Raw genomic sequence first — 18,420 nt, forward strand, 5'->3', positions numbered from 1 at the left:
CGACTGTTACACCGCTATCGCGAGCAAGCTCGGCTCCTACAGGGATCGGGTTGAATTCGAGCCAAGTGCCAGGCCCCACCTTTTGAAACTACCGTGACCGAGTCCTGACGATGAACACTGAATTCCGCAAACCGCTGCCCGGCAGCCATCTGGATTACTTCGACGTCCGCGCGGCGGTCGAAGCCATCCAGCCAGGGGCCTATGACACCCTGCCATACACCTCCCGCGTGCTGGCGGAAAACCTGGTGCGTCGCTGCGATCCGGCCACGCTCACCGAATCCCTGAAGCAGTTTATCGAGCGCAAACGCGACCTCGATTTCCCCTGGTTCCCGGCCCGTGTCGTGTGCCACGACATTCTTGGCCAGACCGCGCTGGTCGACCTCGCCGGCCTGCGTGACGCCATCGCCCTGCAAGGTGGTGACCCGGCGCAAGTGAACCCGGTGGTGCCGACACAACTGATCGTCGACCACTCGCTGGCCGTCGAGCGCGGTGGCTTCGATCCGGAGGCGTTCGAGAAGAACCGCGCCATCGAAGACCGTCGCAACGAAGACCGTTTCCACTTCATCAACTGGACCAAAAAGGCGTTCAAGAACGTCGACGTGATCCCGCCGGGCAACGGCATCATGCACCAGATCAACCTGGAGAAAATGTCTCCGGTGATCCAGGTGCGTGACGGCGTCGCATTCCCCGATACCTGCGTCGGCACCGACAGCCACACTCCGCACGTCGATGCGCTGGGCGTGATCGCCATTGGCGTCGGTGGCCTGGAAGCGGAAAGCGTGATGCTCGGCCGTGCCTCGTGGATGCGTCTGCCAGAAAGCATCGGCGTCGAACTAACCGGCAAGCTGCAACCCGGCATCACCGCCACCGACATGGTGCTGGCGCTGACCGAGTTCCTGCGCAAACAAAAAGTCGTCGGCGCATGGCTGGAGTTCTTCGGCGAAGGCGCGTCGGCCCTGACCCTGGGCGACCGGGCAACCATTTCCAACATGGCCCCGGAATACGGCGCCACCGCGGCGATGTTCTACATCGACCAGCAAACCATCGACTACCTCAAACTCACCGGCCGTGAAGACGAGCAGGTGCAGTTGGTCGAGAACTACGCCAAGACCACAGGCCTGTGGGCTGACAGCCTGAAAGGCGCGCAATACGAGCGCGGCCTGACCTTCGACCTGTCCTCGGTGGTGCGCAACATGGCCGGCCCGAGCAACCCGCACGCCCGTGTGGCAGTGTCGGATCTGGCAGCGAAAGGCATCTCCGGGAAATGGGAAGACGTGCCGGGCCAGATGCCGGACGGCGCGGTGATCATCGCCGCCATCACCAGCTGCACCAACACCAGCAACCCGCGCAACGTGATCGCGGCCGGCCTGCTGGCGCGCAACGCCAACAAGCTGGGCCTGACCCGCAAGCCGTGGGTCAAATCGTCCTTGGCACCGGGCTCGAAAACCGTTGCCTTGTACCTCGACGAAGCGGGCCTGACCGACGAACTGGAGCAGCTCGGCTTTGGTGTCGTGGCCTTCGCCTGCACCACGTGCAACGGCATGTCCGGCGCACTCGATCCGGTGATCCAGCAAGAAATCATCGACCGCGATCTGTACGCCACCGCGGTGCTCTCCGGTAACCGCAACTTCGACGGCCGGATTCACCCGTACGCCAAGAACGCGTTCCTCGCATCGCCACCGTTGGTGGTCGCCTACGCCATCGCCGGTACCATCCGTTTCGACATCGAAAAAGATGTGCTGGGCGTGGTCGATGGCAAGGAAATCCGCCTGAAAGACATCTGGCCGAGCGACGAAGAAATCGACGCGGTCGTAAAAGCCTCGGTTAAGCCGGAGCAGTTCCGCCAGGTCTACATCCCGATGTTCGCCATCCACGAAGACACCGGCTCGAAAGTGACGCCGCTGTACGACTGGCGCGAAATGAGCACCTACATCCGCCGTCCGCCGTACTGGGAAGGCGCGCTGGCCGGTGCTCGTCCGCTGAAGGGCATGCGCCCGTTGGCGGTGTTGCCGGACAACATCACCACTGATCACCTGTCGCCATCGAACGCGATCATGCTCGACAGCGCCGCCGGCGAATACCTGGCGAAAATGGGCCTGCCGGAAGAGGACTTCAACTCTTACGCCACCCACCGTGGCGACCACCTGACCGCGCAGCGCGCCACCTTCGCCAACCCGAAACTGTTCAACGAAATGGTTGTGGAAAACGGCAAGGTCAAGCAGGGTTCGCTGGCTCGCGTAGAGCCCGAAGGCCAGGTCATGCGCATGTGGGAAGCCATCGAAACCTACATGGAACGCAAGCAGCCACTGATCATCATCGCCGGCGCCGACTACGGTCAGGGTTCGTCCCGCGACTGGGCGGCCAAGGGTGTGCGCCTTGCGGGTGTGGAAGCGATTGCGGCCGAAGGCTTCGAGCGCATTCACCGCACCAACCTGGTGGGCATGGGCGTGTTGCCGCTGGAATTCAAACCGGGCACCAATCGCCATACCCTGGCCATCGACGGCAGCGAAACCTACGACGTGATCGGCGAGCGCACCCCGCGTGCCGAACTGACGCTGGTGATCAACCGCAAAAACGGCGAGCGCGTCGAAGTGCCGGTTACTTGCCGCCTCGACACCGCCGAAGAAGTGTCGATCTACGAGGCGGGCGGCGTGTTGCAACGCTTTGCCCAGGACTTCCTCGAAGAGTCGGCGGTTGCCGTCTAACACACGCAGCACAGACACGGGACTTTGAGTCCCGTGTCCGTTTTGAAGGAGCATTCATGTCTCACGCACCGCAAATCAAAATCCCCGCTACCTACATGCGTGGCGGCACCAGCAAAGGCGTGTTCTTCAGCCTGCAAGACCTGCCCGAAGCGGCTCAGATTCCGGGCCCGGCCCGCGATGCCTTGTTGCTGCGCGTGATCGGCAGCCCCGACCCGTACGACAAGCAAATCGACGGCATGGGCGGCGCGACTTCCAGCACCAGCAAAACCGTGATCCTGTCGAAAAGCATCAAGGCCGATCATGACGTCGATTACCTGTTCGGCCAGGTGTCGATCGACAAGCCTTTCGTCGACTGGAGCGGCAACTGCGGCAACCTGTCGGCGGCGGTCGGTTCGTTCGCCATCAGCAATGGCCTGGTGGACGCCAGCCGCATTCCGCACAATGGCGTGGCGGTGGTTCGGGTGTGGCAGGCCAACATCGGCAAGACCATCATCGCGCACGTGCCGATCACCAACGGCGAAGTGCAGGAAACCGGTGATTTCGAGCTCGACGGCGTGACCTTTCCGGCCGCCGAAGTGCAGGTCGAATTCATGGACCCGGCGGCGGAAGAAGAGGGCGGCGGTGGTTCGATGTTCCCCACTGGCAACCTCGTGGACGACCTCGAAGTACCCGGCGTCGGGACCTTCAAGGCGACCATGATCAACGCCGGTATCCCGACCATTTTCGTCAATGCCGAAGACATCGGTTACACCGGCACCGAATTGCAAGGCGCGATCAACGGCGATCCGAAAGCCTTGGCAATGTTCGAGACCATTCGTGCCTACGGCGCCTTGCGCATGGGGCTGATTTCGAACCTGGACGAAGCGGCCAAGCGTCAGCACACGCCAAAAGTGGCGTTCGTGGCCAAGCCGGCGGCTTACGTTGCGTCGAGCGGCAAGGCGATTGCGGCGGGTGATGTCGACCTGCTGGTGCGCGCGCTGTCGATGGGCAAGTTGCACCACGCGATGATGGGCACCGCCGCGGTGGCGATCGGCACGGCCGCCGCGATCTCTGGCACGCTGGTCAACCTCGCCGCGGGCGGCATCGAACGCAACGCGGTGCGCTTCGGGCATCCGTCCGGCACCTTGCGCGTAGGCGCCGAAGCCAGTCAGGTCAACGGCGAATGGACCGTGAACAAAGCGATCATGAGCCGCAGTGCGCGGGTGTTGATGGAAGGCTTCGTCCGCGTGCCGGGTGACTCCTTCTGACCCGGATCCCGAGATAAACACAATACCCTGTGGGAGTGAGCCTGCTCGCGATAGCGGTGGGTCAGTCGACATCAGTATCGGATGTGATTCAGTCATCGCGAGCAGGCTCACTCCTATAGTTAATTGCATTGCCAAAACAAGAAATTTGTCACTGACTGAGATTTAACCTGAACCGAGGTCCCATCAACGAACCACTTCCAGAGTGAATCGAACATGAGCGCCAACGTCGACCTCAACAACCGCCCCGACTACGACAGCGTCCTGCAGGACATTGCCGATTACGTCCTGAACTTCAAAATCCAGTCTGTCGAAGCCCTCGACACCGCCCGCAACTGCCTGATCGATACGTTGGGCTGCGGCCTGCTGGCGCTGCGTTTTCCCGAATGCACCAAACACCTTGGCCCCGTCGTCGAAGGCACGGTCGTCCCTTTCGGCGCGCGCGTGCCGGGCACCAGCTACCGACTCGACCCGGTCAAAGCCGCATGGGACATCGGTTGCATCGTGCGCTGGCTCGACTACAACGACACCTGGCTCGCTGCCGAATGGGGGCATCCCTCCGACAACCTCGGCGGCATTCTTGCCGTGGCCGATCACCTGTCGCAAAAACGCCTGGCCAATGGCGACACACCGCTGACCGTTCGCACCGTACTGGAAGCCATGATCATGGCTCACGAGATACAAGGCGTGATCGCCCTGGAAAACTCCTTCAACCGCGTAGGTCTTGATCATGTCTTACTGGTGAAAGTCGCTTCCACGGCCGTGACCGCCAAACTGATGGGGGCCAATCGCGAGCAACTGTTGTCGGCGTTGTCCCACGCCTTTGCCGATGGTCAGGCGCTGCGCACGTACCGGCATGCGCCGAACGCCGGGTCGCGCAAATCCTGGGCGGCGGGTGATGCATCCAGCCGTGGCGTGCGCCTGGCCGACATCGCGATGCGCGGCGAGATGGGCATTCCCGGTGTGCTGACGGCGCGGCAGTGGGGTTTTTACGACGTGCTGTTCAGTCACACCAACAACGACCTGGCGCTCAAGCCCGAAGACAAACGTGCCTTCAGCTTCTCGCGGCCCTACGGCACGTATGTGATGGAAAACGTGCTGTTCAAAATCAGCTTCCCGGCCGAATTCCACGCGCAAACCGCCTGCGAGGCGGCCGTGACATTGCATCCTCAGGTGAAGAATCGGCTGCACGAGATCGACAAGATTGTCATCACCACCCACGAGTCGGCGATCCGCATCATTTCCAAGGTCGGCCCGCTGGCCAACGCGGCGGATCGCGACCACTGCATTCAATACATGACCGCCGTGCCGTTGGCCTTCGGCACTCTGGTGGCCGAGCAGTACGAAGACGACTTCCACGCCGCGCACCCGATCATCGACGTGCTGCGCGACAAAATGGTCATCGTCGAAGACCCGCAGTACACCCGTGAATACCTGGAAGCGGATAAGCGCTCCATCGCCAACGCGATCCAGGTGTTTTTCAAGGACGGCTCCAGCACCGGGAAGGTGGTGGTGGAATATCCAATCGGCCATCGCCGCCGCCGCGCCGACGGTATCCCGTTGCTGGAAGACAAGTTCAAGGCCAACCTCGCGACCCGTTTCACGGCGCAGCGCAGCGCCGAGATTTTTGCGTTGTGCAAGGATCAGGCAGCGCTTGAGGCAACACCGGTCAACCGCTTCGTGGACCTGTTCGTCATCTGACCAGGCTTACACAAACCCCTGTAGGAGCTGGCTTGCCAGCGATGGTCGTCAACGATAACGCGCGCCTGCTGGATGGGCGCGGCGCTCTTGAGTGCATCGCTGGCAAGCCAGCTCCTACAAAGGGCATCGTGTTCAGGCTTTAGACCATTTCTCCAGCGGCAATTTGGTGATCGCAAACCCGGCCAGCAACGTTGCCGAATACACCATCAACTCCCGTGAAAGACTTTGCCCCTCGTACCACGCGCCAATCACCACCGCGAACACCGGGAAAATGATGAACACGAACGACAAAATGATCGGACTCAACCGCTTGAGCAACAGGAAATAAACGATAAACCCGCCCACCGACGCCACCAACCCCAGATAGAACAGGGCGCCCCAGGAACGCAGGCTGATTGCATCGAACACTGGCGCTTCAACGTTCAACCCCGCAATAAACAACATCAGCCCGGCGATGCCGATCGGCAGGGTGTTGTAGGTGATCACGCTGATCGCACTGCCATGTTTTTTGGTCACCACGTAACACAGCGCATGCATCACCGCCGCGCAGAGAATCGCCAACACGCCAAACAACTCGGCATGATCCAGGTGCAACCCTTGGCTGCGGATAATCATGAACAGGCTGCCAAAGCCGATGGCGATGCCGAGCCCTTGTGACGGGTAGATTTTCTCCCGCAGAAACAGCGCGCTGAACAGCAGGATGAACACCGGCATGCAGCTGAAGAGCAGGGCGGTCAGGCCGGATGAAACGTGCAGCTCGCCGTAGTTGAGCAAGTAGTAGGGCAGGCTGAAATACGACAGCGTGACGAACACGAAAAACCAGCGGCTCTGTTTTGGAAACAACAGGGGCTCGCGACGTAGAAGCGCAAAACTCAAAAACAACGGAAAGGCGATCAGGAACCGCAGGCCGGCAGCGGTCAGCGGCGGCACGGTTTCAACGGCGATCTTGATGCCCAGCCAGGTCGTGCCCCAGCTCAGGCACACGATCAGGAACAGCACGCTGGTGACCAAGGCGGGGAACCAGGAGTTTGCAGGGTTCGAAGTCGTACTGAGAGCGCTGGGCATGGTCTTATTCCTGTTTGTCATCGGAATTGACCTTCTTCTGCAAAAGGTCTATCCCTGATTGCACCTGTTTTCAGCACGCTATTCGGGGCGCGAATGACTGTCAAAGTAAGTATTGCCATGGTGTCAATCCTGCGCGACGGCCTCGCCAACGGCGTTGGGGTGAAATACAAACGCCTGGCCGACGCGGTCGAGAAAGGGATCGCTGAAGGTCTCATCGAGCCGGGCTGCAAGCTGCCACCGCATCGATTGTTGGCAGACAGTCTGGGCGTCACCATCGGCACCATCAGTCGTGCGTACGGAGAGCTCGAACGTGTGGGGTTGGTCGTCGCCCGCGTAGGAGACGGCACCTACGTGCGTCAGCGCGGGATGGAGCGGCCGCGGGATGTTGGCTTTCGCAACGTCAGCGACGAGCCGCAGCCGTTTTTCGACATGAGCCGTAATCAACCGATTCCGGGGCAGGAAGCGCTGTTTTTGAGTCAGTCCCTACAGGCGCTGGCCCTTGATCCAGAGGCGTTGCAGTCCATCAGAGGCTACGTCGCCGAGGCTGGATTGCTGCGCTACCGTGCCGCCGGCGCGTACTGGCTTCGGCACCACGAATTTGTTCCAAAGGCCGAACAGATCGTCTGCGTGAACGGCGGCCAACACGGCTTGTTGTGTGCCTTGATGGCACTGTTGAAGGCGGGCGACACCCTGCTGACGGAGCACCTGACCTACCCGGGTTTGATCAGCGTCGCACGGATGCTGGGGATAAAACTGATCGGCGTCGGCATGGATGATGAAGGGCTTTTGCCTGACGCTCTGTCGGAAGTGTGCCGCCATCATCGTGTCACGGCGCTGTATTGCACGCCGACGATCCAGAATCCTACGGCGGCCGTGATGTCCGTCCCACGACGTGAGGCCATTGCAGAGGTCTGTCGACAGCACAATCTGTTGATTATCGAAGATGAAGCCCACGCGGTATTGGCGCAACAGCGACCATTACCCTTGAGCCATTTCGCGCCGGAGCGTTCGGTGTTGATCGGTAGCCTGAGCAAAGCGGTATCGGCCGGATTGCGGATCGGGTACCTGCACGCGCCGCAGCCGTTGATCGGACGCTTGAGCGCAGCGGTGCGCGGGACGTGCTGGATGGCCAGCCCGCTGACGATGGAAGTGGCGAGCCATTGGATCGAACACGGGATTGCAGAGCAGTTGCTGGCTCAGCAGATTGCTGAAATCGGTCGGCGCAAGGTGTTGGTCAGTGGTCTGCTGGAGGGGTTGGCGTACAAAACCCATCCCCATAGCCCGCACTTCTGGATCGAAGTCCCAGAGCCGTGGCGGGCGTCGCAGATTGAGGCGGAGCTCAAGGAGAAGAATTATCGGGTCGCTACTGCGGAAATGTTTGCGGTCGGGCATGGGGCGGTGCCGCAGTTTATTCGGGCGAGTGTGTGTAATTCTGCGGGGGATGACGGGATGTTGTTGCGGGGGTTTGATGCGCTGGCGGGGGCACTGGCTGAGACCGAGTAATCGTTCATCGTCGGAACGCCGCCCGGAGCCGGCTCACTCCCACATTGGATCGTTGTCGTACACAGGATTTGTGTTCGCTGGAGATCAAATGTGGGAGCGAGCCTGCTCGCGATGGCGGCCTGACAGGCGCTAGAAGAACTACTTGAACCGCCGCTCGACCCCTTTCTCCACCAGGATCTTCGCCGAAATCTCTTCCACCGAAAAATGCGTGGAATTGATGTGCGGGATGTTCTCGCGGCGGAACAGATTCTCCACTTCGCGCACTTCGAACTCGCACTGCGCATAGCTCGAATAGCGGCTGTTGGGTTTGCGCTCGTTGCGGATCGCGGTGAGGCGGTCCGGGTCGATGGTCAGGCCGAACAGCTTGTGCTGGTGGGCGCGCAGGGCGCTCGGCAGCGTCAAGCGCTCCATGTCATCTTCGGTCAGCGGATAGTTGGCGGCACGAATGCCGAATTGCATGGCCATGTACAGGCAGGTCGGGGTCTTGCCGCATCGCGACACGCCGACCAGGATCAGGTCGGCCTTGTCGTAATAGTGCGTGCGGGCACCGTCGTCGTTGTCGAGGGCAAAGTTCACCGCTTCGATGCGCTCCATGTAATTGGTGTTGGCACCAATGGAATGGGACTTGCCGACGGTGTAGGAAGAATGCTCGGTCAATTCCTGTTCGAGCGGCGCCAGGAAAGTCGAGAAAATGTCGATCATGAAACCATTGGACGTTGCGAGGATCTCACGAATGTCCTGGTTGACGATGGTGTCGAAGATGATCGGCCTGCAGCCGTCGGTTTCGGCGGCTTTGTTGATTTGTTGTACCATTGCGCGCGCTTTATCCGCGTTGTCGATGTACGGTCGCGTGAATTTGCTGAAGGTAATGTTTTCGAACTGCGCCAAGAGGCTTTGACCCAGGGTTTCGGCTGTGATGCCCGTGCCGTCGGAAATAAAGAAAGCAGATCGTTTCATTTGCACCTTGGGCCTTAAGCTCGTGACGATTCTTGGATATGATAGGCGCGATTTGCCGGCCGCCAATGGCCCGCATTCTCACTTATTTTCCAGGTCCAGGCCATACAGCTGGCAAACGCTCCCAAGAGCAGCCGGCTTCTGAGCTTTTCCAACACAGTTAGTGGAGAGATCACCTTGGTAGAGTACGTAGTTTCCCTCGATAAGCTCGGCAAACACGATGTTGAGCATGTGGGGGGCAAGAACGCATCCCTGGGCGAGATGATCAGTAACCTGGCAGGTGCCGGTGTATCGGTGCCCGGTGGCTTCGCCACGACCGCTCAGGCTTATCGTGATTTCCTGGAACTGAGCGGCTTGAATCAACAGATTCACGAAGCCCTCGATGCCCTGGACGTCGACGACGTGAATGCCCTGGCCAAGACCGGCGCCCAGATCCGTTCGTGGATCATGGAAGCCGAGTTCCCCGAGAAACTCAACGCCGAGATCCGCACCGCGTTCGCCACGCTGTCGGCCGGCAACCCTGACATGGCCGTGGCCGTGCGCTCTTCCGCTACGGCCGAAGACTTGCCGGACGCTTCGTTCGCCGGTCAGCAGGAAACCTTCCTGAACATCCGTGGTGTCGAAAACGTCATTCGCGCCGCCAAGGAAGTCTTTGCATCCCTATTCAACGATCGCGCGATTTCCTATCGCGTGCACCAGGGCTTCGACCACAAGTTGGTAGCCCTGTCGGCCGGCGTACAGCGCATGGTCCGCTCCGAAACCGGCACTGCCGGCGTGATGTTCACCCTCGATACCGAATCAGGCTTCCGTGACGTGGTGTTCATCACCGGCGCCTACGGCCTGGGTGAAACCGTCGTACAAGGCGCGGTGAACCCGGATGAGTTCTACGTCCACAAAGGCACGCTGGCGGCCGGTCGCCCGGCGATCCTGCGTCGCAACCTGGGCAGCAAGGCCATCAAGATGATCTACGGCGAAGTCGCCACGGCCGGCAAATCGGTCAAGACCATCGACGTCGACAAGGCTGATCGCGCACGTTTCTGCCTGACTGACGCTGAAGTCAGCGAACTGGCCAAGCAAGCGATGATCATCGAGAAGCACTACCAGTGCCCGATGGACATCGAATGGGCCAAAGATGGCGACGACGGCAAGCTCTACATCGTTCAGGCCCGTCCTGAAACCGTGAAGAGCCGCACCCAGGCCAACGTCATGGAACGTTACCTGTTGAAAGAAACCGGCACCGTGCTGGTTGAAGGTCGCGCCATCGGCCAGCGCATCGGCGCCGGCAAGGTCCGCATCATCAAGGACGTGTCCGAGATGGACAAAGTCCAGCCAGGCGATGTGCTGGTCTCCGACATGACCGACCCGGACTGGGAACCGGTCATGAAACGCGCCAGCGCCATCGTCACCAACCGTGGCGGCCGTACTTGCCACGCGGCGATCATCGCCCGTGAGCTGGGCATCCCGGCCGTGGTTGGTTGCGGCAACGCCACCCAGCTGTTGAAAGACGGCCAAGGCGTGACCGTTTCCTGCGCGGAAGGCGATACCGGCTACATCTTCGAAGGCGAACTGGGCTTCGACATCAAGAAAAACTCCGTGGACGCCATGCCTGATCTGCCGTTCAAGATCATGATGAACGTCGGCAACCCGGACCGCGCCTTCGACTTCGCGCAATTGCCGAACGCCGGTGTGGGCCTGGCCCGTCTGGAATTCATCATCAACCGCATGATCGGTGTTCACCCGAAAGCGCTGTTGAACTACGACGGCCTGCCACAGGACATCAAGGACAGCGTCGACAAACGCATCGCCGGCTACAGCGATCCGGTCGACTTCTACGTCGATAAACTGGTCGAGGGCATCAGCACCCTGGCCGCCGCGTTCACTCCGAAAAAGGTCATCGTGCGTCTGTCGGACTTCAAGTCCAACGAATACGCGAACCTGATCGGCGGCAAACTGTACGAGCCGGAAGAAGAAAACCCGATGCTGGGCTTCCGTGGCGCTTCGCGTTACATCAGCGAATCGTTCCGTGACTGCTTCGAACTCGAATGCCGCGCCCTCAAGCGCGTGCGCAACGAGATGGGCCTGACCAACGTTGAAATCATGGTGCCGTTCGTCCGCACCCTGGGCGAAGCGAGCCAGGTGATCGATCTGCTGGCCGAAAATGGCCTGGCCCGCGGCGAGAACGGTCTGCGCATCATCATGATGTGCGAACTGCCCTCCAACGCGATTCTGGCCGAAGAATTCCTCGAGTTCTTCGACGGCTTCTCCATCGGCTCCAACGACCTGACTCAGCTGACGCTGGGCCTGGACCGTGACTCCGGGATCATCGCTCACTTGTTCGACGAGCGTAATCCGGCGGTCAAGAAGTTGCTGGCGAACGCCATTGCCGCGTGCAACAAGGCGGGCAAGTACATCGGCATCTGCGGTCAGGGCCCTTCCGACCACCCTGATCTGGCCAAGTGGCTGATGGAGCAGGGCATCGAAAGCGTTTCGTTGAACCCCGATTCCGTCCTGGAAACCTGGTTCTTCCTGGCGGAAGGTCAAGCCTCGGCTTGATCCTGTGAGAGAAAGGGCCGGTCACTGATGTTGTGACGTCACTGTAGGAGCGAGCTTGCTCGCGATGATCGCTAACGATAACGCGTGTTTGCTGGTTAAACGCGGTGTCCTGAAGTCCATCGTCGGTACGCTGCCCGGAGACAAGCTCGCTCCTACGGTGATTGATATCACAGTCACCGATCGGCGTTTTTAGAGATTCAAGTAGGGCGGGCTCCTCTGGACGCCGCCCTTTTTTGTGCAAGAGCATTATGCAAAGCAGCAGCAACCTATTTCCTGTCGCCCTGATCAGCGCCGAACGGCGTGGCGATCTGAGCGAAGACGTGTACCGATTGAAACCCGGTAACAGTCCCGACGGCACTGTCGAACTGGCAGTGACCCGCTTGGGCATGGCGGACGGCTCCGATGCGCGGGGCGTTCCGGTGATTTTGCTGCATGGCAGCTTTTCCAATCGCCGGTTCTGGTTTTCCCCGAAAGGCTTGGGCCTGGGGGCTTACCTGACACGCCTGGGATTCGATGTGTGGATCCCGGAAATGCGCGGCCACGGCCTGTCCCAGCGCAACCAGAACTATCGCAAGAACCGAGTCGCCGACTACGCTCGTTATGACCTGCCGGCCATTGGCGCGTTCGTGCGTGAGCAAAGCGGCCAGATCCCGCACTGGATCGGTCATTCGCTGGGCGGCATTACCCTGGCGGCGGCATTGGGCGGCGAATACATCGGCGAACCGGTCGTGGCGTCTGCGGCGTTTTTCGGTACGCAAGTCAGCCGCACCTACTGGCCGCTGAAGATTCCGCCGGTGGAGTGGGGTGGGCGCTTCATTCTCAAGCGTTTTGCCCAGCTGTCCGGTTCACGGCTCAAGCGCGGCCCGGAGGACGAGCCGATTGGCCTGGCCCTGGAAAGCATGCGCTGGTACGGGCTGTTCGGGCGTTTTGGCGATGCCGACAAGGATTGGTGGTCCGGATTGGCTGACGTGCAGCTGCCGGTCCTGGCCGTGACGGCCGCCGGCGATCATCAGGACCCGGCGTGGGCCTGCCAAAAGTTGTTCGACCATATTGGTTCGCCGATCAAGCAATTCATCAACCTTGGCCGCGAGCAGGGCTTCGGCGACAATTTTGGTCATGTGGAAATGCTGGTCAGCAAAGCTGCGCAGGCAGAGGTCTGGCCGTTGGTGGCCCGCTGGCTAACGGATCAGCAGACGCCATTGCTCGGTGACAAACCGGATTTGGCCACGGCAATCTGAGCCTGACGCTCTATCAAGGGCATTTCGCTCTGATCGGCTTGCGGCTAAGATATGACGCATTGAGCTTTTTCGGTCACTTTGCGACATCCTCGATTGTCTTCAGCTTTTACAGGAGTTTCTCGATGAATCATTACCTCACGCCTGACCTGTGCGACGCCTATCCGGAACTGGTGCAGGTGCTGGAACCGATGTTCAGCAATTTTGGCGGCCGTGATTCGTTTGGCGGCGAAATCGTGACCATCAAGTGCTTCGAAGACAATTCGCTGGTCAAGGATCAGGTCGAGCTCAAAGGCAACGGCAAGGTGCTGGTTGTCGACGGCGGCGGTTCCCTGCGCCGCGCGCTGCTGGGCGACATGCTGGCCGAGAAAGCCGCGAAAAACGGCTGGGAAGGGCTGGTGATCTACGGCTGCATCCGCGACGTCGACGTCATTGCGCAAACCGATCTGGGGGTCCAGGCCCTGGCCAGTCATCCGATGAAAACCGACAAGCGCGGCATTGGCGACCTGAACGTTGCGGTGACCTTTGCCGGCGTCACGTTCCATCCGGGCCACTTCATCTACGCGGACAACAATGGCGTGATTATTTCGCCTAGCCCGCTGAAGATGCCTGAATAAAGCGTCGAAACAACCGAAGGGGTGAGGATGTTCGAGGAAGAAAACGCGCAGTGGGGGCTGGTGCATGCCCTGGTGCTGGATGGTAAAGGCGGCGCGCGTTCGATAGCCCGGACTGAACTCGATGACTTGCAGCTGCAGGCGCATGAAAGCCTGTGGCTGCACTGGGATCGCAGTCATCCTCAAACCCAGACATGGTTGCGTAAATCCAGCGGCTTGAGTGAATTCAGCTGCGACCTTCTGCTTGAAGAAAACACCCGTCCGCGACTTTTACAGCTGACAGACAGCGAACTGCTGCTATTTTTGCGTGGGGTCAATCTGAATCCGGGAGCCGAGCCGGAAGACATGGTGTCGGTGCGGATCTTCGCTTCGGCGCAGCGGGTCATTTCACTGCGTTTGCGTCCACTGCGCGCCACCGATGAATTGCTGGTGCAGCTGGCGGACGGAAAAGGGCCGAAAACCGCTTCTGAACTCGTCCTCTATATGGCGCAGTACCTCACCAACAAAGTGCAGGATCTGGTCAGTTGCCTCTCGGATGTGGTCGATGAGGAAGAAGAAAAACTGGATGCCGACGAACGGTACACACCGGAGCACGGCGCCATTTTGCAGATCCGTCGTCGCGCGGCTGCGTTGAAGCGGTTTCTCGCTCCGCAGCGGGAGATTTTCGGCCAGCTGACACGGATAAAACTGCCGTGGTTTGTCGATGACGATGGCGATTACTGGAACGAATTGAACAACAGCCTGACCCGTTATCTCGAGGAGCTGGAATTGACCCGGGAGCGGGTGGGGCTGGTCCTCGAGGCAGAAGACAGACGTTTGAGCGTGCGCATGAATCGCACGATGTACCGCTTCGGAATCATCACCGGGATCTTTTTGCCGATGAGTTTTCTGACCGGTCTTTTGGGGATCAATGTCGGGGGGATTCCATTCTCTGCCAGCCCTTATGGCTTCCTGATTGCGTGCCTGATGATGGTCTCGGTGGCGCTCGGGCAGTGGTGGTTATTTCGACGTTTGCGCTGGGTCTGACCTTGCGTCATGTGACCCGGGCAAAATTGGCCGCGTCTTTCACAGACATCACGAGAGGTGCGTATGCACGATCCGTTTGAACAGTCTTTGCGCGACATGCTCAATGCCTCACCGTCCACCCGGGACGACGATGCGTGCCTTGGGCGTGTCCTGAAAACCGCCAACCGCCAGGTCGGCGCCGGTGATCTGTTCAGCCTGCTGGGCCGTTGGCTGCCCGCGCTGATGATCGCCCTGAATAGCGGATCGGCCCATGTCACGCCGGTTTCCCGTCACCGTAAACCTACTGTTCGCACTGCTGATAAGGCTGATTGAATATGGAACTTGATCTCTGGACACAGAGCCTCGTCACTGCAATGACTGCGTTATGGACCAAGGTTGCAAACTTCATCCCGAACCTGTTCGGCGCCCTGGTGGTGCTGCTGCTGGGGTTCGTTGTGGCCAAGCTGCTGGACACCTTGCTGTCCAAGCTGCTCGCAAAACTGGGCCTTGATCGCCTGATGGGCGGCACCGGTCTGACGAAGCTGTTGTCCCGTGCCGGCCTTCAAGTACCGATCTCGACCCTGATCGGCAAAATCGTCTATTGGTTCGTCCTGCTTATTTTTCTTGTTTCTGCCGCGGAATCTCTTGGACTTGAGCGAGTCTCAGCTACGCTGGATATGCTTGCGCTCTATTTACCGAAAGTATTCGGTGCGGCGCTGGTGCTGCTGGTAGGGGTTTTGCTCGCTCAGCTGGCCAACGGGCTGGTGCGTGGCGCGGCAGAGGGCGTAGGGCTGGATTACGCCGCTGGCCTGGGGCGAATTGCCCAGGGCCTGGTGATCATCATCAGTATTTCGGTTGCGATCAGCCAGTTGGAGGTCAAGACTGACCTGCTCAACCATGTGATTGTGATCGTTTTGATTACCGTTGGTCTGGCGGTGGCGCTGGCCATGGGATTGGGAAGCCGGGAAATTGCCGGTCAGATTCTTGCGGGGATCTATGTGCGTGAGCTGTACCAGGTTGGGCAACAAGTGCGTGTTGGCGAGGTCGAAGGTCAGATCGAAGAGATCGGCACGGTTAAAACCACATTGCTGACCGATGAGGGTGAGCTAGTCTCTCTCTCCAATCGGATCCTGCTGGAAAAGCATGTGAGTAGCCGCTAATCCGGCAAACCCTGCTAATGTATGCCGCCGCAAAATGCCCTGAAAGGGCTGCGGCGGACATTGACCTGACTGTCGGCCCGACTTGTTTTGAATAAAGCTCAATCGCTCTCCACGCGCTACGACCCCCGCGAGCTCTCTGATGAGGAGTTGGTCGCGCGCTCGCATACCGAGCTGTTTCACGTAACGCGCGCCTATGAAGAATTGATGCGGCGTTACCAACGAACATTATTTAACGTCTGTGCACGGTATCTTGGGAACGATCGCGACGCAGACGATGTCTGTCAGGAAGTGATGTTGAAGGTGCTGTATGGCCTGAAGAACTTCGAAGGTAAATCGAAGTTCAAGACATGGCTATATAGCATCACGTACAACGAGTGCATCACACAGTATCGAAAGGAACGGCGAAAGCGTCGCTTGATGGATGCTTTGAGTCTTGACCCCCTTGAGGAAGCGTCTGAAGAGAAGGCGCCGAAACCCGAGGAGAAGGGCGGACTCGATCGCTGGCTGGTGTATGTGAACCCGATCGACCGTGAAATTCTGGTGCTACGATTTGTCGCAGAGCTGGAGTTTCAGGAGATCGCAGACATCATGCACATGGGTTTGAGTGCAACAAAAATGCGGTACAAACGCGCTCTAGATAAATTGCGTGAGAAATTTGCAGGCATTGCTGAAACTTAGTTCGGCGCAAATATCTCTTACGTGTAGGCAAGTTCTGATAGACTTGCCGCCGAGTTGTCCCCCGGTTTGCGGGACTGCTTCACAATCACCAGATGGGGATTTAACGGATGAAACTGAAAAACACCTTGGGCTTGGCCATTGGTTCTCTTATTGCCGCTACTTCGTTCGGCGCGCTGGCACAAGGCCAAGGCGCAGTTGAAATCGAAGGCTTCGCCAAGAAAGAAATGTACGACAGCGCTCGTGATTTCAAGAACAACGGCAACCTCTTCGGCGGTTCGGTTGGTTACTTCCTGACTGACGACGTAGAACTGCGTCTGGGCTACGACGAAGTGCACAACGTGCGTTCCGACGACGGTCGTAACATCAAGGGCGCTGATACCGCTCTGGACGCTCTGTACCACTTCAACAACCCAGGCGACATGGTTCGTCCATACGTTTCGGCCGGTTTCTCGGACCAGAGCATTGGCCAGAACGGCGGTGGCGGTCGTAACCGTTCCACCTTCGCCAACGTTGGTGGCGGCGCCAAGCTGTACTTCACCGATAACTTCTACGCCCGTGCTGGTGTTGAAGCTCAGTACAACATCGACCAAGGTGACACCGAGTGGGCACCAAGCGTCGGTATCGGTGTGAACTTCGGTGGCGGCTCCAAGCCTGCTGCTGCTCCAGTTCCAGCACCAGCTGAAGTCTGCTCCGACAGCGACAACGACGGCGTGTGCGACAACGTCGACAAGTGCCCGGACACCCCAGCCAACGTAACTGTTGACGCTGATGGCTGCCCAGCAGTTGCTGAAGTTGTTCGTGTTGAGCTGGACGTTAAGTTCGACTTCGACAAGTCGGTAGTCAAGCCTAACAGCTACGGCGACATCAAAAACCTCGCTGACTTCATGAAGCAGTACCCATCCACCACCACTACTGTTGAAGGTCACACTGACTCTGTCGGTCCTGACGCTTACAACCAGAAACTGTCCGAGCGTCGCGCTAGCGCCGTTAAACAGGTTCTGACCAACCAGTACGGTGTTTCTCCTTCCCGCGTTCAGTCTGTTGGCTACGGCGAATCCCGCCCAGTTGCTGACAACAAAACTGAAGCTGGTCGCGCTGTTAACCGTCGCGTAGAAGCGCAGGTTGAAGCTCAAGCTAAGTAATTAGCCCACAGCTCTGAGAAAAGCCCGGCTTAGGCCGGGCTTTTCTTTGTCTGCGATTTGGGTTTCGGGCCAGCGAAAACGGGTTATGCCTGACACGGTTGTGGCGTTCTCGGGTTTTTCGCGAGCGAGCTCGCTCCTACCGTTTCACCGGCTGCCACTGCGCCGATGACCAGGATCGCCGGGCTTTTCAACTCAAAGGCGCAGGCGTCTTCCTCCATTGCTGTCAGATCGCTCCGACACTCCCGTTGGTACGGCAGTGAAGCGTTTTCGATCATTGCCACTGGCGTATCCGCCGCCATTCCCCCCGCCATCAGTTGCTCGCGAATCTCGCTCAATTTGGCCACACCCATGTAGATCACCAGCGTCGTGCCACCCTGCGCCAGGGCCTGCCAGTTCAAACGGCTGTCGTCCTGAGTGTGGGCGGTAACCAGCGTCACGCCACGCGCCACTCCGCGCAAGGTCAGCGGAATGCCGCACTGCGTGGCGCCCGCCAGCCCTGCAGTGATGCCGTTTACCAACTCGACCTCGACTCCACGCTCGCGCAGCCATTGCGCCTCTTCACCGCCTCGGCCAAAGATGCAGGGATCGCCGCCCTTCAGGCGCACCACGCACTTACCCTGACGGGCATACCGCAGCATCAGCCGATGAATGAATGCCTGGGGCGTAGAGCGACACCCGCCGCGCTTGCCCACGGGAATGATCCGCGCGTGAGGGCAATGCTCCAGCACCGCGTCATTCACCAGATCATCAATCAATACGACATCCGCCTCGCGCAACGCCCGAACGGCCTTGAGCGTCAGTAATTCCGGATCACCCGGGCCCGCGCCCACCAACCAGACTTTTGCGCTCATAGTGTTTTTC

General features: G+C 59.4%; 15 protein-coding genes. 12 read left to right on the top strand and 3 right to left on the bottom strand.

Annotation, left to right across the window (positions count from 1 at the left end; genetic code table 11):
- Positions 1-110 precede the first annotated feature (110 nt).
- The 3 genes from acnD (at position 111) to prpD (ending at position 5,650) form a co-directional block, all read left to right on the top strand.
- Positions 111-2,705, top strand: a complete 2,595-nt coding sequence (gene acnD / locus EJA72_RS11670; RefSeq protein ID WP_157711591.1) for a Fe/S-dependent 2-methylisocitrate dehydratase AcnD — start codon at positions 111-113, stop codon at positions 2,703-2,705.
- A gap of 56 nt (positions 2,706-2,761) precedes the next feature.
- Positions 2,762-3,952, top strand: a complete 1,191-nt coding sequence (prpF, locus tag EJA72_RS11675) for a 2-methylaconitate cis-trans isomerase PrpF (protein ID WP_157711592.1) — start codon at positions 2,762-2,764, stop codon at positions 3,950-3,952.
- A 213-nt stretch (positions 3,953-4,165) separates the two neighbouring features.
- Entirely contained in the window at positions 4,166-5,650 is a 1,485-nt protein-coding gene (gene prpD, locus EJA72_RS11680) for a 2-methylcitrate dehydratase (RefSeq protein ID WP_157711593.1), read from the top strand.
- 132 nt (positions 5,651-5,782) lie between these two features.
- Here the strand turns inward: prpD and EJA72_RS11685 are convergent, their stop codons facing one another.
- Positions 5,783-6,715, bottom strand: coding sequence for a DMT family transporter (locus EJA72_RS11685; RefSeq protein WP_157711594.1), 933 nt, complete (start codon positions 6,713-6,715; stop codon positions 5,783-5,785).
- Positions 6,716-6,808: 93 nt separating this feature from the next.
- On the opposite strand from EJA72_RS11685, the gene EJA72_RS11690 reads away from it, so the two are divergent.
- Complete coding sequence (locus EJA72_RS11690; RefSeq protein WP_157711595.1) at positions 6,809-8,218, top strand: PLP-dependent aminotransferase family protein; 1,410 nt, start codon at positions 6,809-6,811, stop codon at positions 8,216-8,218.
- A gap of 138 nt (positions 8,219-8,356) precedes the next feature.
- Here the strand turns inward: EJA72_RS11690 and EJA72_RS11695 are convergent, their stop codons facing one another.
- Entirely contained in the window at positions 8,357-9,175 is an 819-nt protein-coding gene (locus EJA72_RS11695) for a pyruvate, water dikinase regulatory protein (RefSeq protein ID WP_157711596.1), read from the bottom strand.
- Positions 9,176-9,349: 174 nt separating this feature from the next.
- On the opposite strand from EJA72_RS11695, the gene ppsA reads away from it, so the two are divergent.
- The 8 genes from ppsA to EJA72_RS11735 all read left to right on the top strand — a co-directional run bounded on the left by ppsA (position 9,350) and on the right by EJA72_RS11735 (position 17,559).
- Positions 9,350-11,725 (top strand): phosphoenolpyruvate synthase, encoded by a 2,376-nt coding sequence (gene ppsA, locus EJA72_RS11700; protein WP_157711597.1) that lies wholly within the window; start codon positions 9,350-9,352, stop codon positions 11,723-11,725.
- 248 nt (positions 11,726-11,973) lie between these two features.
- Entirely contained in the window at positions 11,974-12,963 is a 990-nt protein-coding gene (locus EJA72_RS11705; RefSeq protein WP_157711598.1) for an alpha/beta fold hydrolase, read from the top strand.
- A 122-nt stretch (positions 12,964-13,085) separates the two neighbouring features.
- Complete coding sequence (gene rraA / locus EJA72_RS11710; RefSeq protein ID WP_157711599.1) at positions 13,086-13,577, top strand: ribonuclease E activity regulator RraA; 492 nt, start codon at positions 13,086-13,088, stop codon at positions 13,575-13,577.
- Positions 13,578-13,604: 27 nt separating this feature from the next.
- The gene (locus EJA72_RS11715; protein ID WP_157711600.1) at positions 13,605-14,600 is read left to right on the top strand and encodes a zinc transporter ZntB; all 996 of its coding nucleotides are present in this window, start codon (positions 13,605-13,607) and stop codon (positions 14,598-14,600) included.
- A 63-nt stretch (positions 14,601-14,663) separates the two neighbouring features.
- On the top strand, positions 14,664-14,912 hold the full coding sequence (locus EJA72_RS11720; protein WP_157711601.1) for a CrfX protein: 249 nt from the start codon (positions 14,664-14,666) through the stop codon (positions 14,910-14,912).
- 2 nt (positions 14,913-14,914) lie between these two features.
- Positions 14,915-15,739, top strand: a complete 825-nt coding sequence (locus EJA72_RS11725; RefSeq protein ID WP_157711602.1) for a mechanosensitive ion channel domain-containing protein — start codon at positions 14,915-14,917, stop codon at positions 15,737-15,739.
- 87 nt (positions 15,740-15,826) lie between these two features.
- Positions 15,827-16,417: an RNA polymerase sigma factor SigX gene (gene sigX / locus EJA72_RS11730; protein WP_017337463.1), complete on the top strand. Its 591-nt coding sequence runs from the start codon at positions 15,827-15,829 to the stop codon at positions 16,415-16,417.
- A 107-nt stretch (positions 16,418-16,524) separates the two neighbouring features.
- Complete coding sequence (locus EJA72_RS11735; protein ID WP_157711603.1) at positions 16,525-17,559, top strand: OmpA family protein; 1,035 nt, start codon at positions 16,525-16,527, stop codon at positions 17,557-17,559.
- A gap of 83 nt (positions 17,560-17,642) precedes the next feature.
- On the opposite strand, the gene cobA is transcribed toward EJA72_RS11735, so the two are convergent.
- On the bottom strand, positions 17,643-18,410 hold the full coding sequence (gene cobA / locus EJA72_RS11740; protein ID WP_157711604.1) for a uroporphyrinogen-III C-methyltransferase: 768 nt from the start codon (positions 18,408-18,410) through the stop codon (positions 17,643-17,645).
- Positions 18,411-18,420: the final 10 nt, after the last annotated feature.

It is taken from the genome of Pseudomonas sp. PB120, assembly GCF_009761815.1.
In the GTDB taxonomy this organism is placed as follows: Bacteria; Pseudomonadota; Gammaproteobacteria; order Pseudomonadales; family Pseudomonadaceae; genus Aquipseudomonas.